Origin of the sequence: Streptomyces sp. NPDC048349 (genome assembly GCF_040651925.1) — a bacterium.
Taxonomy (GTDB): domain Bacteria; phylum Actinomycetota; class Actinomycetes; order Streptomycetales; family Streptomycetaceae; genus Streptomyces.
The window spans coordinates 18,940-34,481 of record NZ_JBEZLA010000049.1 but is presented as its reverse complement, the minus strand read 5'-3'; the positions used below and the strand labels follow the sequence as shown (position 1 = coordinate 34,481).

At 71.6% G+C, this 15,542-nt stretch carries 12 protein-coding genes; 8 read left to right on the top strand and 4 right to left on the bottom strand.

Going from position 1 to position 15,542, the window contains the following annotated elements; genetic code table 11:
- Positions 1 to 11: 11 nt before the first annotated feature.
- Both AB0D44_RS24670 and AB0D44_RS24665 read left to right on the top strand, forming a co-directional pair.
- Positions 12 to 1,754, top strand: a complete 1,743-nt coding sequence (locus tag AB0D44_RS24670; protein ID WP_362594743.1) for a pyruvate dehydrogenase — start codon at positions 12 to 14, stop codon at positions 1,752 to 1,754.
- Positions 1,755 to 1,920: 166 nt separating this feature from the next.
- Positions 1,921 to 2,316 (top strand): ATP-binding protein, encoded by a 396-nt coding sequence (locus tag AB0D44_RS24665; protein ID WP_362594779.1) that lies wholly within the window; start codon positions 1,921 to 1,923, stop codon positions 2,314 to 2,316.
- A gap of 73 nt (positions 2,317 to 2,389) precedes the next feature.
- On the opposite strand, the gene AB0D44_RS24660 is transcribed toward AB0D44_RS24665, so the two are convergent.
- Both AB0D44_RS24660 and AB0D44_RS24655 read right to left on the bottom strand, forming a co-directional pair.
- Entirely contained in the window at positions 2,390 to 3,448 is a 1,059-nt protein-coding gene (locus AB0D44_RS24660; RefSeq protein ID WP_362594741.1) for a DUF2637 domain-containing protein, read from the bottom strand.
- A gap of 196 nt (positions 3,449 to 3,644) precedes the next feature.
- A complete protein-coding gene (locus AB0D44_RS24655) occupies positions 3,645 to 4,505 on the bottom strand; it encodes a (2Fe-2S)-binding protein (RefSeq protein ID WP_362594739.1) in 861 nt (286 codons plus the stop codon).
- Positions 4,506 to 4,608: 103 nt separating this feature from the next.
- Between AB0D44_RS24655 and AB0D44_RS24650 the strand changes: the two genes are divergently transcribed.
- The gene (locus AB0D44_RS24650) at positions 4,609 to 5,274 is read left to right on the top strand and encodes a GntR family transcriptional regulator (protein WP_362594737.1); all 666 of its coding nucleotides are present in this window, start codon (positions 4,609 to 4,611) and stop codon (positions 5,272 to 5,274) included.
- A gap of 236 nt (positions 5,275 to 5,510) precedes the next feature.
- On the opposite strand, the gene AB0D44_RS24645 is transcribed toward AB0D44_RS24650, so the two are convergent.
- On the bottom strand, positions 5,511 to 6,287 hold the full coding sequence (locus tag AB0D44_RS24645) for a hypothetical protein (RefSeq protein ID WP_362594735.1): 777 nt from the start codon (positions 6,285 to 6,287) through the stop codon (positions 5,511 to 5,513).
- Positions 6,288 to 6,453: 166 nt separating this feature from the next.
- The gene (locus tag AB0D44_RS24640) at positions 6,454 to 8,133 is read right to left on the bottom strand and encodes a PucR family transcriptional regulator ligand-binding domain-containing protein (RefSeq protein ID WP_362594733.1); all 1,680 of its coding nucleotides are present in this window, start codon (positions 8,131 to 8,133) and stop codon (positions 6,454 to 6,456) included.
- 254 nt (positions 8,134 to 8,387) lie between these two features.
- Here AB0D44_RS24640 and AB0D44_RS24635 point away from each other — a divergent pair, with 254 nt between their 5' ends.
- The 5 genes from AB0D44_RS24635 (at position 8,388) to AB0D44_RS24615 (ending at position 15,434) form a co-directional block, all read left to right on the top strand.
- Positions 8,388 to 9,284: a xanthine dehydrogenase family protein subunit M gene (locus tag AB0D44_RS24635; RefSeq protein WP_214937389.1), complete on the top strand. Its 897-nt coding sequence runs from the start codon at positions 8,388 to 8,390 to the stop codon at positions 9,282 to 9,284.
- A gap of 2 nt (positions 9,285 to 9,286) precedes the next feature.
- On the top strand, positions 9,287 to 9,892 hold the full coding sequence (locus tag AB0D44_RS24630) for a (2Fe-2S)-binding protein (protein ID WP_257553638.1): 606 nt from the start codon (positions 9,287 to 9,289) through the stop codon (positions 9,890 to 9,892).
- 2 nt (positions 9,893 to 9,894) lie between these two features.
- A complete protein-coding gene (gene pucD / locus AB0D44_RS24625; protein WP_362594731.1) occupies positions 9,895 to 12,300 on the top strand; it encodes a xanthine dehydrogenase subunit D in 2,406 nt (801 codons plus the stop codon).
- A gap of 322 nt (positions 12,301 to 12,622) precedes the next feature.
- Positions 12,623 to 14,086 (top strand): NCS2 family permease, encoded by a 1,464-nt coding sequence (locus AB0D44_RS24620; RefSeq protein ID WP_362594729.1) that lies wholly within the window; start codon positions 12,623 to 12,625, stop codon positions 14,084 to 14,086.
- 109 nt (positions 14,087 to 14,195) lie between these two features.
- Positions 14,196 to 15,434, top strand: a complete 1,239-nt coding sequence (locus AB0D44_RS24615) for an XdhC/CoxI family protein (RefSeq protein WP_362594728.1) — start codon at positions 14,196 to 14,198, stop codon at positions 15,432 to 15,434.
- Positions 15,435 to 15,542: the final 108 nt, after the last annotated feature.

Here is a 15,542-nt window from a genome sequence, read left to right as displayed (position 1 = left end):
GGATAGGAGGCATGGCCAAGCAGAACGTCGCAGAGCAGTTCGTCGACATCCTCGTGCGCGCGGGCGTCCGCCGCCTGTACGGGGTCGTCGGCGACAGCCTCAACCCGGTGGTGGACGCGATCCGCCGCACGGCCGGCATCGACTGGATCCAGGTCCGCCACGAGGAGACGGCGGCCTTCGCGGCCGGCGCCGAGGCCCAGATCACCGGCCGCCTCGCCGCCTGCGCCGGCTCCTGCGGCCCGGGAAACCTGCACCTCATCAACGGCCTGTACGACGCCCACCGCTCCATGGCCCCGGTCCTCGCCCTCGCCTCCCACATCCCCTCCTCGGAGATCGGCCTCGGCTACTTCCAGGAAACCCACCCCGACCGGCTGTTCGGCGAGTGCAGCCACTACAGCGAGCTGATCTCCAACCCCCGGCAGATGCCGCGGGTCCTCCAGAGCGCCATCCAGCACGCCGTCGGCCGCAGCGGCGTCGGCGTCGTCGCGCTGCCCGGGGACGTCGCCGCGCAACCGGCGCCGGACAAGGCCGTGGAGCACGCACTCGTCACCGCCCGGCCTTCCGTCCGCCCCGGCGAGAGCGAGATCGAGAAACTGGTCCGCCTCGTCGACGAGGCCGACAAGGTCACGCTCTTCTGCGGCAGCGGCACCGCCGGGGCGCACGCCGAGGTCATGGAGTTCGCCGAGCGGGTCAAGGCGCCCATCGGGCACGCCCTGCGCGGCAAGGAGTGGATCCAGTACGACAATCCGTACGACGTCGGCATGAGCGGCCTCCTCGGCTACGGCGCGGCCTACGAGGCGACCCACGAGTGCGATCTGCTGGTCCTGCTCGGCACGGACTTCCCGTACAACGCCTTCCTCCCCGACGACGTGAAGATCGTCCAGGTGGACATCCGGCCCGAACACCTCGGCCGCCGCTCCCAGCTGGACCTCGCCGTCTGGGGCGACGTACGGGAGACCCTGCGCGCCCTGAACACGCGGGTGCGGGCCAAGACGGACCGCCGCTTCCTGGACCGGATGCTGAAGAAGCACGCCGACGCCCTGGAAGGCGTGGTCAAGGCCTATACGCGCAAGGTGGAGAAGCACACGCCCATCCACCCGGAGTACGTGGCCTCCGTGCTCGACGAACTCGCCGACGAGGACGCCGTGTTCACCGTCGACACGGGCATGTGCAACGTGTGGGCTGCGCGCTATCTTTCCCCGAACGGCAAGCGGCGCATCATCGGTTCCTTCAGTCACGGCTCCATGGCCAACGCCCTCCCGCAGGCCATCGGCGCGCAGTTCACCGACCGGGGCCGTCAAGTGGTGTCGATGTCCGGTGACGGCGGTTTCTCGATGCTGATGGGAGATTTCCTCACCCTGGTGCAGTACGACCTGCCCGTCAAAGTGGTCCTGTTCAACAACTCATCCCTCGGCATGGTCGAGCTGGAAATGCTGGTTTCCGGCCTGCCCTCCTACGGCACCGCGAACACGAATCCCGATTTCGCCGCCATCGCCCGCGCGGCGGGCGCGTACGGGGTCCGCGTGGAGAAGCCCAAGCAGCTCACGGGGGCTTTGAGGGACGCGTTCAAGCACCGGGGACCTGCACTGGTGGACGTCGTGACCGACCCCAACGCCCTGTCGATTCCCCCGAAGATCAGGGCCGAAATGGTGACCGGATTCGCCCTTTCCGCCAGCAAGATCGTGCTGGACGGCGGGGTGGGCCGGATGATCCAGATGGCCAGATCCAACCTCCGCAACGTGCCGCGCCCCTGAGCCCGCAGGAGTGCGGACCGGTCCGGGGGGCATGCATCCCGTAGACCTGTTCGAGAGCAATGAACGCGGGAGGTACACCGCCGTGCGGGTGGGGGCGAACACGGGGAAGCTGTGGAAGAGGGGCCGACCGGTACCCCGCGAGCCCTCGACCGAGGACGGGGCCGCGGTGGACGGGCTGGAGATCAGCCGGAGCGTGCGCCGTGCGGACCTGAAGGCCGTGGGTGAAATCCGGCGTTCCTTACGGGAATTGCTGCGCCACCGGTGCCGGACGGATGCGGCGGAGGTGGCCGAACTCCTGATCACCGAGCTCGTCACGAACGCCCTCGTCCATACCGAGCAGGGCGCGGAGGTCTCCGCGAGCCTCGCCGCCGCCCGGCTGCGGGTGGAGGTCCGGGACTACGCCACCCGGCGGCCCCTGCCGTACGTACCGACCGCCGACGACGGTACGCACGGCAGGGGGCTGGTGCTGGTGCAGGCCCTCGCCGACGCCTGGGGCGTGGACGTGGTGGAGCCGGGCCGCGGGAAGGTGGTCTGGTTCGAACTGGACGGAGGGCTCGCCTGAGCGGGCGAACCCTCCGGGGGGCCGGGCGCGGCTCCGTCCCGGCCCCGGGGCCGGAGCCGCGCCCGGCGACCGGTCAGCCGAACTGCTGTTCCAGGTCCTTCAGTTTGCGCTCCAGGGAGTCGAGCCGGGGGATCGTCTGGGTGTCGTCCTCGGCGGTGAGGTCCACCGTCCGGGGGCCCGTCACCTCAACGGACTCGGTCCGGCTGACGGCCTGCAGGGAGGGCCTTCGGCGTGGTGGCAGTTGTCCCGATTCCGGTATGGCCGGCTCCGCGCCGACCGGCGCGGAGCCCGCTCCCTGCGTCAGTTCCGGGAGCTCGACCTGGCGGGCGCGCGCCCGCCCGAAGGCCCGGTGCTGCCGGCCCAGCGCCCTGATGTGCGCACGGTCCAGGCGGTGCTGCTCCCGCCGGCGGTGCCGGTCGTTCTCCTTCTCCTTCTTGTCCTCGCGTACCTCGTCCACGGCCTCGTCGAGGGTGCGCACCCCCTCCAGCAGCATGAGCGACCACGCGCCGAAGGTCTCCCGGGGCGCCCGCAGCCAGCGGACCATCCGGATCTGCGGCAGCGGCCGCGGGATCAGGCCCTGTTCGCGCAGCGCCGCACGGCGGGTCTGCTTGAGGGCCCGGTCGAAGAGGACGGCCGCCGAGAGCGACATGCCGGCGAAGAACTGCGGGGCCCCGTCGTGGCCCAGCCCGCGCGGCGCGTGCACCCAGTTGAACCAGGCGGCCGCGCCCGCGAACAGCCACACCAGCATGCGCGAGCCGAGGGCCGCATCGCCGTGGCTGGCCTCGCGGACGGCGAGCACCGAGCAGAACATCGCGGCGCCGTCGAGGCCGAAGGGGACCAGGTACTCCCAGCCTCCGGAGAGGTTGAGGTTCTGCCGCCCGAAGCCGACCAGGCCGTGGAAGGAAAGCGCGGCGGCGACCGCCGCGCAGCAGAAGAGCAGGACGTAGGAGGCGGTCCCGTAGACGGCCTCCTTGCGCCTGCGGCGCTCCTCGCTGCGCTCCCAGCTGTCGTCGGCGGCGGCCTTCTCGCTCTCGCGCTTGCCCCGGGCCAGTACCGCAACTGCCGCAAGTACGCCCAGGATCAACAGGCTGCCGGGCAGCAGCCAGTCCAGCGATATGTCGGTCAGTCTCATGCGGATGTCCCTTGCCTCTGCCTCGCGTATGCGGCCTTCCGGCGCCATAGTGGCGCAGCCGATCGGCTCGGCACGCCGGTTTCGGGGCAAGTGGACGCCATCGGGGGGCGGGGCCCGCCGGATAGGGTGTTGTGGTTCGAACTGGCGCCCGGATAAGGGGAGTTGAGTTCGAATAGCGTCACCCTTGGGGGTGGGTTCAGCCCGGGATCGCCCCGGTGGCCGCCGTGAGGCGGGCGATGCGGTCGGCGTCGCAGGTCCGGGGGCAGGTGACGCAGGTGTCGTCCGGGCGGATCGTGTAGAAGAGGCAGCAGCTGGCCCGGTCCCGCGTGGGCAGCTCGCCGCCGTCCGGCCCCGGGAGGGTACGGAAGCCCGCGCCGCCGGTGTAGGGGGCGGTCGAGCCGGGCAGCAGCGCCTCCAGCTCGGCCATGGCCCGCTGCTCCTCGCCGAGCAGGTGGCCGACGTACCAGAGGCTCTCGACCACCTCGTCGGTCACCATGCCCCACAGGGCGCGGCGCCCGCGCCGCATGCGGGGTCCGAAGCCCGCCAGCACCGGCTCGAGGTGCTGGGCCACCGCAGCCCGCACCTCGGCGCGCAGCGCCTCCTCGTCGGGCACGACCCGGGCCCCTGGGAGGGCGGCCGCCGGGTCGTCCGGCAGGCAGGCGAAGGAGTCGACGCGTACGGCCATCCGGCCCAGCGTCCGGTGGAAGGCCACCTGGGCGGCCGGGAGGCGGGGGACCCTGCGGTGCAGGAACCACGGCAGGGTGATCAGCAGGCAGGCGGGCCAGGCGTACCGGTGCAGTCCGAAGCTCGCGACCACGTCCGGGCGGGCCCGGTGCCCGTAGTCCCGCAGGACCTGGGCCTCGTCCCAGGCGAGGAAGGCGTCCAGGGCCGGTCCGCCCGCCGCGAGCTCGTCCGCGCCGACCCAGCCCGCGCCGCGAGGGGCGGGTTCGTGCGGGGACCGCTCGACGATCAGCAGCCCGGCGTAGGCCTCGGCCAGCCGGGCGTACGCATCCGCCACGGGGGAGGCGGTGGCGGGGGGAACGGCCGTGACGGTCATGACGGACCACCAAATCGCGCGATCGTTAGCAGGTTAGCCTTACCTTACCCGATCTCGGTCAGGCCGTATCCTCGGGACAGGCCGATACACCGAGGAGGACCGAGTGCACGACACGGCCCGAACCCGGGTACCGGCACAGGCGCGGAAGGTGCTGCGCCATTCCGTGCGCGGACAGGTCCTGGACGCGCTGCGCGCGGCGCTGGTCGACGGTGAGCTGGTGCCCGGCGAGATCTACTCCGGGCCGGCGCTGGGCGACCGCTTCGGCGTCTCCGCGACGCCCGTGCGCGAGGCGATGCAGCAGCTGGCGCTGGAGGGGGCGGTGGAGTGCCTCCCCAACCGGGGGTTCCGCGTCCTGTCGCGCACGCCGCGCGAGCTGGCGGAGCTGGCGGAGGTCCGGGCCATGCTGGAAGTCCCGGTCATGCTCCGGCTGGCCCGTTCCGTGCCGGCGCAGACGTGGGAGGCCCTGCGGCCCGCCGCGGCCGCCACGGCGGAGGCGGCGGCGGCCGGGGACGTGCCGGGGTACGCGGAGGCGGACCGGGCCTTCCACCGCGAGGTGCTCGCGCTGGCGGGCAACGCGCAGCTGGTCCAGGTGGCGGAGGAGCTCCACCGGCGGGCGCAGTGGCCGCTGCCGGGGGCTCCGCGGGTCCGGCGGGCGGAGCTCGTCGCCGATGCGGCGGAGCACGGGGCGCTGCTCGAGGCGCTGGCAGCCGGTGACCTCCCGGTCGTGGAGTCCCTGGTCCGCGAACACTTCGCAGGCACCACCCCTTGACCCCCGGCTCGGCCGGGAACCCGGCGGCCCGAAGGCCCGGGGCTCCGCCCCCGTACCCCGCGCCTCAATCGCCGATTGGGCTGGATGGTGCGGCGGCTCCGCCCCGCGCCCGGCGCCTTGGTCGTCGGCGGGGCCGAAGCCCGGGGCTCCGCCCCGTCCCGCGCGCCTCAATCGCCGGCGGGGCTGGATGATGCGGCGGCTCCGCCCCGCGCCCGGCGCCTTGGCCGTCGGCGGGGCTATGCCGCGGGCGCGGGTTGGAGTTGGTCCGCCAGCCAGGTGGGGATGCCGCCCAGGAGGTGGAACAGGCGGCGGGCCTCGGCGCGGAGCCGGGTGGCTTCCGGTTCGGGTTCGGCTTCGGCCAGGGCGGCCAGCGCCGGAGCGGTGCCGACCAGGAAGCCCAGCTCCTCCCGGATCCGCAAGGACTCCAGGAAGCCGTGGCGGGCCTCCGCCACCTCCCCGTCCCGCAGGGCCAGCGCCGCCAGGTGCCGCCAGGTGAAGGACAGCAGCAGCGTGTCCCCGTGGGCGACCGCCCCCGCGTGGGCCCGGTGGTACGCCGGACGGGCCGACTGCGGGGCGTCCGCGAGGTGCTCCGCGACCAGGCCGCGCCGGAAGTCCAGCAGCGGGCGCGTCCGGGACCCCGGCGACAGCAGGGCCGCCGCCCGGCCCAGCGCGGAGCGGGCCTCGTCGGCCCGGTCCCGCACGCCCAGCACGGTCGCGGCGTACGCCAGCTGGCCCCGCTCGCACGCGGCCGCGCCCCGGTCGTCGTCGTCCTGCGCCACCGCCTCGGCGACCCGCAGCGCGTCCTCGGCCTCGGCCCAGCCCTGCCCCGTGAACAGGCAGCGCTCGACGAGCAGCGCGGTCCGCTGCACGGCGGCTCCCGCGTTTCCCAGGTGCGGCGTCAGCAGCGCCGCCGCGTCGGTCCAACAGCCGCGCGAGCGCAGCCGCCATATCGCCCGCTGGAGGGGGTCGTCTCCCCCGGTAGTTCCGGCACCCGACATGGCGGTATCCGCCACATTGCCCTCCCCAAAGCAATCGAGCAGCACATCGTTGAGCCCTGGGGCGAAATGAGAGCACGGATCGACGGCTCCGGCCAAGGGGTCGGGTGAACTCTTTCACAAAGTCCGGACGGATCATCAGCGGCCCCCCGGCCGGACCCCGTACGCCGCGGGGCGGATCTTCTCAGCTCATGCGCAGTGCCAGGAAGAAATCGAGCTTGTCCTCCAGCCGGGACAGGTCGCGTCCCGTCAACTGCTCGATTCGCCCGACCCGGTACCGCAGCGTGTTGACGTGCAGGTGCAGCCGCGTCGCGCAGCGGGTCCAGGAGCCGTCGCAGTCCAAGAAGGCCTCCAGGGTCGGGATGAGCTCCGCACGGTGGCGCCGGTCGTAGTCCCGCAGGGGGTCCAGCAGCCGGGCCGTGAAGGCGCGCCGCACGTCGTCCGGCACGAACGGCAGCAGCAGCACGTGCGAGGCCAGCTCGTGGTGTCCGGCAGCGCAGACCCGGCCCGGGCGGGCCGCGGCGACCCGGCGGGCGTGCCGGGCCTCCTCCAGCGCCCCGCGCAGCCCCTCGGCGGAGTGCACGGCCGCGCTGACGCCCAGCGTGAGCCGGCCGTCGTCGGCCAGACCGGCCTGCAGGGGGTCGCGTACGGCCGTGAGCAGCTCGTCGGCGTGCAGGGCCGAGTCGGGCCCCTTGTCCTCGCCGCCCTCTCCGGCCAGCGAGGGCAGCGGCACGAGGGCGATGGCCTCGTCACCGGCGTGGGCGACGGCGATCCGGTCCGAGGGCTCGGGGCCCGAGACGGACGGGTCGACGAGGATCTCCTCCAGCAGCGACTGGGCCACCGGGCCGCCGGGGATGTCCCCGCCGTCCCAGTCCACCCGGGCCACCACGACCTGCCAGTGCGGGGCCGTGCCCAGTCCGGGGAGCAGCACCGGCGCCGCCACCCGCAGGCGGGCGGCGATCTCGGCGGGCGGAGCACCCGTCTGGACCAGTTCGAGGACCTCTTGTGCGAGGCGGCGCCGCACGGTGCGGGCCGCGTCGCGCCGGTCCCGTTCGACGGCGATCAGCTGGGTGACGCCCTGGAGCAGGTCCAGGCGCTCTGCCGGCCAGTCGCCCGCGTCCGCCTCCACCGCCAGCAGCCAGTCCGACAGCACGCTCTCGCGCACGTCCCGGGCGCCCGGACCGGTGGCGCCCCGGCCGTGTCCCCTGATCGGGAAGAGCGAGTAGGTAATACCCTGAATGGAGATCCGGTGCGGTCCCCTGCGGCCCGTCCGGACCGCCGCGAGGTGCTCACTCGCCAGGGCCGCGCACACGCCCGGTGCCAGCGGCTCGCCCGCCCCGGCGATCTGCCGGCCGGTGGGGGACAGCACCCAGGCCCGGAGATCGAGGTCGGTGGTGAGCAGATCCAGCACCACATCCGGTCCACCACCCGCCGGACCCGAGGTCATCAGGCGCCGGTGGCGGTCCACGACGGCCGCGAGGTCCCCCGCGCGCTCGCCCGAGACCTGCCGCACCACGTACTCCGTGATGGTGGCGAATGCAACGGTTTCGTTCACGGCGAACAGCGGCAGGCGGTTGCGCCGACAGGCCGATACCAGATCGTCCGGGACGTCTCCCAGCTCCGCCTCGCCCGCCGCGAGCCCGGCGACGCCCGCGCTCGCGAGGATTCGTACGAACGGCTCGGAGTCGGCTGAATTTCTACGCCAGGCCAGGCCAGTGAGGACGAGTTCGCCCCCGGTCAGGTATCGGCTGGGATCACGCAGGTCGGTCGTCATGACCCCGCGGACCGTCCGGTCGAGCTCTTCCTCGCCGCCCAGCAGCCGCAGCCCCAGCGCCTCGGTTTCCAGCAGTGCGCGCAGCCGCATGATGTCGCCGCCGATCTGTCTCGATTGTTGCCGTTGGAAATCGGGCAGGTCGTCGCATCCTGCCTTTCATACGAATCTACAAGACGAGGGAGGCCGTCAGCCAACTCCTTCATGGTTTCGGTGACTGCACCCGGGGGATAGGCGGCCGGTGTACTGAGTCCACACCGCGTTAACAGCACGTGAACGACCAGTCGAGGGCCTTTGGGCCTCCTGGCTTGAAGTGATCGACACGATGAAGAAGAAGAGAGCCGCACATGGACTTCCTTCGCCCCGCCAGCTGGGAGGAGGCGCTCGCCGCTAAGGCCGAGTTCCCCACAGCTGTGCCGATTGCGGGTGGCACCGATGTGATGGTCGAGATCAACTTCGACCACCGTCGGCCGGAGTACCTCCTGGACCTGAACCGCATCGGTCTGCTGCGGGAGTGGGAGGTCGGCGAGGACGTGGTTCGTCTGGGCGCCTCCGTCCCGTACACGCAGATCATGGAGAACCTCCGCACGGAGCTTCCGGGTCTCGCGCTCGCCTCGCACACGGTCGCGTCCCCGCAGATCCGTAACCGCGGCGGTGTCGGCGGCAACCTCGGCTGCGCCTCGCCGGCCGGCGACTCGCACCCGGCGCTGCTCGCCGCGGGCGCCGAGGTCGAGGTGGAGTCGGTACGCGGCTCTCGCCTGATCCCGATCGACGAGTTCTACACCGGCGTCAAGCGCAACGCGCTCGCCGCCGACGAGCTCATCAAGACCATCCACGTCAAGAAGGCGGATGGCCCCCAGCAGTACTCCAAGGTCGGCTCCCGCAACGCGATGGTCATCGCCGTCTGCGCCTTCGGCCTGGCACTGCACCCCGAGACCCGCACCGTCCGCACCGGCATCGGTTCGGCCGCGCCGACCCCGATCCGTGCGAAGGCCGCCGAGGAGTTCTTGAACGCCGCGCTCGAAGAGGGCGGCTTCTGGGAGTCGGGCAAGGTCATCACCCCGTCGATCGCCAAGCAGTTCGGTGACCTCGCCTCCGGCGCGGCCAACCCGATCGACGACGTCCGCGGCACGGCGAAGTACCGCCGTCACGCGGTCGGCATCATGGCTCGCCGCCAGCTCGTCTGGACCTGGGAGCAGTACCGCGGTACCGGCAACGGCCGCTCGCTTGAAGGGGCTGCGTAAACATGCGCGTCAATTTCACTGTCAACGGCCGTCAGCAGGAAGCCGACGACGTGTGGGAGGGCGAGTCCCTCCTCTACGTCCTGCGCGAGCGCCTGGGCCTGCCGGGTTCGAAGAACGCCTGTGAGCAGGGCGAATGCGGTTCCTGCACCGTCCGCCTCGACGGCGTGCCGGTCTGTTCCTGCCTGGTCGCGGCCGGTCAGGTCGAGGGTCGCGACGTCGTGACCGTCGAGGGCCTGGCGGAGTTCGCCAAGCAGCGCGAGGAGCACGGCCACGGCGGTGCCTGCGGCACCGGCGGCGGCTGCGGCAGCAAGGGCGTGTCCCTGGACGCGGCCAAGCAGTGGCAGGCCAAGCCGGGCGACTCGCAGACCGGCGAGGGCGTCGAGCTCTCCAACATCCAGCAGGCGTTCATCGACGCCGGCGCCGTCCAGTGCGGTTTCTGCACCCCGGGCCTCCTGGTCCAGGCCGACGCGCTGCTGGAGGAGAACTCCTCCCCGTCCGACCAGGACATCCGTGAGGCCCTGTCCGGCAACCTGTGCCGCTGCACGGGCTACGAGAAGATCCTCGACGCGGTCCGCCTCGCGGCCGCCCGTCAGGCAGAGGCGGTCTGACCATGGCTCAGAACACCCGCACCGTACCCGCCGGTGCGCCGACGAACGTCAGCCAGAACCACACCAAGGGCGGCATCGGCGAGTCGACGCTCCGCCCGGACGGCACCCTCAAGGTCACCGGTGAGTTCGCGTACTCCTCCGACATGTGGCACGAGGACATGCTGTGGGGCCAGACCCTGCGCAGCACCGTCGCCCACGCGGAGATCGCGAGCATCGACATCTCCGAGGCGCTCGCCATGCCCGGCGTCTACTCGGTGCTGACGTACGACGACCTGCCCGCCGAGATGAAGAACTACGGCCTGGAGATCCAGGACACCCCGGTTCTCGCCAACGGCCGGGTGCGCCACCACGGTGAGCCGGTCGCCCTCGTGGCCGCCGACCACCCGGAGACGGCCCGCCGCGCAGCCGCCAAGATCAAGATCGACTACCGGGAGCTGCCGGTCGTCACGGACGAGGCCTCCGCCCTCGCCGCGGACGCTCCGCTGATCCACGAGGGCCGCGACGACCACCACTCCGGTCACGTCCCGCACCCGAACATCGTGCACCGCCAGCCGATCATCCGCGGCAACGTGGAGGAGGCCCGCAAGCGCGCCGACGTCATCGTCGAGGGCGAGTACACCTTCGGCATGCAGGACCAGGCCTTCCTCGGCCCGGAGTCCGGCCTGGCCGTGCCGTCGGAGGACGGCGGTGTCGACCTCTACGTCGCCACCCAGTGGCTGCACTCGGACCTCAAGCAGATCGCCCCCGTCCTCGGTCTCCCCGAGGAGAAGGTGCGCATGACGCTCTCCGGCGTCGGCGGTGCCTTCGGTGGTCGCGAGGACATCTCGATGCAGATCCACGCCTGCCTCCTGGCCCTGGCCACGAACAAGCCGGTCAAGATCGTCTACAACCGGTTCGAGTCCTTCTTCGGCCACGTGCACCGTCACCCGGCGAAGCTCTACTACGAGCACGGCGCCACCAAGGACGGCAAGCTCACCCACATGAAGTGCAAGATCGTCCTGGACGGCGGCGCCTACGCGTCCGCTTCCCCGGCGGTCGTGGGCAACGCGTCCTCCCTCTCCGTCGGCCCGTACGTCATCGACGACGTCGACATCGAGGCGATCGCGCTCTACACGAACAACCCGCCCTGCGGCGCGATGCGTGGCTTCGGCGCCGTCCAGGCCTGCTTCGCGTACGAGGCCCAGATGGACAAGCTCGCGGCGAAGCTGGGCATGGACCCGGTCGAGTTCCGCCAGCTGAACGCCATGGAGATGGGCACGATCATGCCCACCGGCCAGGTCGTGGACTCCCCGGCCCCGGTCGCCGAGCTGCTGCGCCGGGTCAAGTCCCGCCCGCTGCCGCCGGAGCGCCAGTGGGAGACCGCCGGCGAGGGCGCGGACGTCCGCGCGCTGCCGGGCGGCCTGTCCAACACCACGCACGGCGAGGGCGTCGTCCGCGGCGTCGGCTACGCGGTCGGCATCAAGAACGTCGGCTTCTCCGAGGGCTTCGACGACTACTCGACCGCCCGCGTGCGGCTCGAGGTCATCAACGGCGAGCCCGTCGCGATGGTCCACACGGCCATGGCGGAGGTCGGCCAGGGCGGTGTCACCGTCCACGCGCAGATCGCCCGTACCGAGCTGGGCGTCACGCAGGTGACCATCCACCCGGCCGACACCCAGGTCGGCTCCGCCGGTTCCACGTCCGCCTCGCGGCAGACGTACATGACCGGTGGCGCGGTGAAGAACACCTGTGAGGCCGTCCGCGAGAAGGTCCTGGAGATCGGCCGCCGCAAGAACGGGTCCTACCACCCCGCGTGGGCGACCGCCGAGCTGCTCCTCGAGGGCGGCAAGGTCGTCACCGACGGCGGCGAGGTCCTGGCGGACCTGGCGGACGTCCTCGAGGGCGAGGACGCGATCGACCTGGAGCTGGAGTTCCGGCACCGGCCGACCGTCGCCTTCGACCTGAAGACCGGCCAGGGCGACGGCCACGTCCAGTACACCTTCGCGGCGCACCGCGCCGTCGTCGAGGTGGACACCGAGCTCGGCCTGGTCAAGGTCGTGGAGCTGGCGACCGCGCAGGACGTCGGCAAGGCCCTGAACATGCTCTCCGTGGTCGGCCAGATCCAGGGTGGTACCACCCAGGGCCTCGGCGTGGCGATCATGGAAGAGATCATCGTGGACCCGAAGACCGCGAAGGTGCGCAACCCCTCCTTCACGGACTACCTGATCCCGACCATCCTGGACACCCCGACCATCCCGGTCGACGTCCTGGAGCTCGCCGACCCGAACGCGCCGTACGGCCTTCGCGGTATGGGCGAGGCCCCGACCCTGTCGTCCACCCCGGCCGTCCTCGCGGCGATCCGGCAGGCGACCGGTCTGGAGCTCAACAAGACGCCGATCCGTCCGGAAGCCCTTACCGGGACCCTCTAGGACGGCGTGGTCCGGGGGCCGCGAGGCCCCCGGACCCCCTCATACTCTCCGGGCGGTGCGACATGGGAACGTCACACTTCACACCGCGCCGCCCGGAGTACTCGAAGTACCGCACCGCTCGCGGTCCACTTCCTGCGGCAGTACCCCTGCAAGAACCCCCACGTAGTACCAGCGGTCACCCCCGCACTACCCGCAGTACACGCAGTGCACCTTCGCGTCGCCTCGGGCCGTCACCCCGGGTCGTGCAGCCAACGCAGTTTCCCAAATCCCGCGTCTCCAATCTCCATGCGGGTGCCCCTTTGAACCTTGGGAGTTAGGCACCATGACCCAGTCGTCTGTGGAGCCCAAGACCACCGCGGAAGAGGCCGGCGACGGCTCTCGTACCCCCGCCGGGCGTTCTTGGCTCGATCGGTACTTTCATATAACGCACAGAGGTTCCAACATCGGCAACGAGGTTCGTGGCGGTATCACGACCTTCATGGCGATGGCGTACATCCTCTTGCTCAACCCCCTGCTCCTCTCGGGCAAGGACGTCGCCGGCGAATCGATGGCCGCTTCCGCGATCATCACCGCCACCGCGTTCGCGGCCGCCGTCACGACGCTCCTGATGGGCTTCGTCGGCAAGGTTCCGCTCGCGCTCGCCGCCGGCCTGTCCGTGTCCGGTGTGCTCGCCTCGCAGGTAGCCCCCCAGATGACCTGGCCCCAGGCCATGGGCATGTGCGTGGTCTACGGCGTCGTGATCTGTCTCCTGGTCGTCACCGGCCTCCGCGAGATGATCATGAACGCGATCCCCCTCGCGCTCAAGCACGCCATCACCATGGGCATCGGCATGTTCGTCGCCCTCATCGGCCTGGTGAAGGCCGGCTTCGTCGGCCGCGGTCCGGAGTTCGGTCCCCCCGTCCAGCTCGGCGCCGTCGGCGAGCTCGCCGGCTGGCCCGTCCTGATCTTCTGCGTCACCCTGCTGGCCATCTTCATGCTGCAGGCGCGCAAGGTTCCCGGCGCGATCCTGATCGGCATCGTCGGCGGAACCGTCCTCGCGGCCATCCTGAACGCCGTGGCGGACATCGACCCCAAGGCCTGGAAGAGCGGCCCGCCGGAGCTCAGCGGCTCCGCGGTCTCGATGCCGGACTTCTCGCTCTTCGGCGACGTCTCCTTCGGCGGCTGGGGCGACGTCGGCTACATGACGGTCGGCATGATCGTCTTCACCCTGGTGCTCGCCGGCTTCTTCGACGCGATGGCCACCATCATCGGCGTCGGCACCGAGGCCAAGCTCGCCGACGACAAGGGCCGCATGCCGGGCCTGTCCAAGGCCCTGTTCATCGACGGCGCCGGTGGCGCCATCGGTGGCATCTCGGGCGGCTCCGGCCAGACCGTGTTCGTCGAATCGGCCACCGGCGTCGGTGAGGGAGCCCGCACAGGTCTCGCCTCCGTCGTGACCGGCCTGTTCTTCGCGGCCTGCCTCTTCTTCACCCCGATCACGCAGATCGTCCCGGGTGAGGTCGCCTCCGCGGCCCTGGTCGTCATCGGCGCGATGATGATGCAGAACGCCCGCCACGTGGACTGGGCCGACAGCGCGACCGCGATCCCGGTCTTCCTGACCGTCGTGATCATGCCGTTCACCTACTCGATCACCGCCGGTGTCGCAGCCGGTGTCCTCGCGTACGTCGCCATCAAGGTCGCTCAGGGCAAGGCCCGGGAGATCGGCGGCTTCATGTGGGCGCTGACCGGAATCTTCCTGGTCTTCTTCGCCCTGCACCCGATCGAGGGCTGGCTCGGGGTCAGCTGACCCGGGCTGCCCGGTCCCTGCGGCCGGGTCCGTACGGCCGGGTCCGTACGAAGATCCGCGCTCTCCACGTATCCGATACTGGAAACCGAACCTCTCCGAGGAGGCCCCCATGCTGGACATCGCCGACGAACTGAACCGGTGGGTCGAGCAGGGACGCGATTTCGCCGTCGCCACCGTGGTGGCGGTCGGCGGGAGCGCGCCCCGGCAGCCCGGGGCCGCGCTCGCCGTCGACGGCGAGGGAACGGCCATCGGCTCGGTGTCCGGCGGATGCGTGGAGGGCGCGGTGTACGAGCTGTGCCGGCAGGCGCTGGAGGACGGCGAGACCGTCCGCGAGCGCTTCGGGTACAGCGACGACGATGCCTTCGCCGTGGGCCTGACCTGTGGCGGGATCATCGACATCCTGGTGACCCCGGTCCCCGTGGGCTCTCCCGTGCGGGAGGTGCTCGCGGCGGGTCTGGCCACCGCCGCCCGTGGGGAGGCGGCGGCGGTCGCCCGCATCGCCGAGGGCCCCGCGGAACTGATCGGCGGAGCGCTCCTGGTCCGCCCGGACGGTAGCTACGAAGGCACGCTCCGCGTGCAGCCGCAGCCCGAAGCCGCCCCCGGCACCGACGGCGCCCCCGGCACCGACGGCGCCCTCGGCGGACACCCCGAGCTGGACCGCGCCGTCGCCGAAGAGGCCCGCGCCATGCTCGACGCCGGCCGGACCGGCGTACTGGAGATCGGCGCCGACGGCCGGCTCTGCGGTGAGCCGCTCACGGTGCTGGTCGAGTCCAGCGTCCCGCCCCCCCGGATGATCGTCTTCGGCGCCATCGACTTCGCGTCCGCCCTGGTGCGCATCGGCAAGTTCCTCGGCTACCGGGTCACCGTCTGCGACGCACGGCCGGTCTTCGCGACGAAGACGCGCTTCCCCGAGGCGGACGAGATCGTCGTCGACTGGCCGCACCGCTACCTGGAGGCGCAGTCCTCGGGCGGCGCGGTGGACGGCCGTACCGTCCTGTGCGTCCTCACCCACGACGCCAAGTTCGACGTCCCGCTCCTCGAACTGGCCCTCAGGCTTCCCGTCGCCTACGTCGGCGCCATGGGCTCCCGCCGCACCCACGAGGACCGCAACAAGCGGCTGCGCGAGGTCGGTGTCACCGAGCTCGAACTGGCCCGGCTGCGCTCCCCGATCGGCCTGGACCTCGGCGCCCGCTCCCCGGAGGAGACCGCGCTGTCCATCGCCGCCGAGATCGTCGCGAACCGCCGCGGCGGCAGCGGCGTGGCGCTGACCGGCGCGCACATCCCGATCCACCCCGATCCGCAGGGCGTCTCGAGCACCGTGATCGGCCGGATCGGTTCCGTCGCTTGAAGAGCTGAACCACAGACGTGAGGAAGGGCGCGACCCGTAGGGGTTGCGCCCTTTTGGCGTTCCGCCTATTTTACCGGCCGGTAACAGGAGGCACCTTCTCCATCCCTT

Bases quoted from the DNA above. Each gene is read 5' to 3' on its own strand.
- AB0D44_RS24640 (WP_362594733.1), bottom strand. From the start codon at position 8,133: ATGCGGCTGCGCGCACTGCTGGAAACCGAGGCGCTGGGGCTGCGGCTG.
- AB0D44_RS24620 (WP_362594729.1), top strand. From the start codon at position 12,623: ATGACCCAGTCGTCTGTGGAGCCCAAGACCACCGCGGAAGAGGCCGGC.
- AB0D44_RS24660 (WP_362594741.1), bottom strand. From the start codon at position 3,448: ATGAGACTGACCGACATATCGCTGGACTGGCTGCTGCCCGGCAGCCTG.
- AB0D44_RS24670 (WP_362594743.1), top strand. From the start codon at position 12: ATGGCCAAGCAGAACGTCGCAGAGCAGTTCGTCGACATCCTCGTGCGC.
- AB0D44_RS24630 (WP_257553638.1), top strand. From the start codon at position 9,287: ATGCGCGTCAATTTCACTGTCAACGGCCGTCAGCAGGAAGCCGACGAC.
- pucD (WP_362594731.1), top strand. From the start codon at position 9,895: ATGGCTCAGAACACCCGCACCGTACCCGCCGGTGCGCCGACGAACGTC.
- AB0D44_RS24655 (WP_362594739.1), bottom strand. From the start codon at position 4,505: ATGACCGTCACGGCCGTTCCCCCCGCCACCGCCTCCCCCGTGGCGGAT.
- AB0D44_RS24615 (WP_362594728.1), top strand. From the start codon at position 14,196: ATGCTGGACATCGCCGACGAACTGAACCGGTGGGTCGAGCAGGGACGC.
- AB0D44_RS24635 (WP_214937389.1), top strand. From the start codon at position 8,388: ATGGACTTCCTTCGCCCCGCCAGCTGGGAGGAGGCGCTCGCCGCTAAG.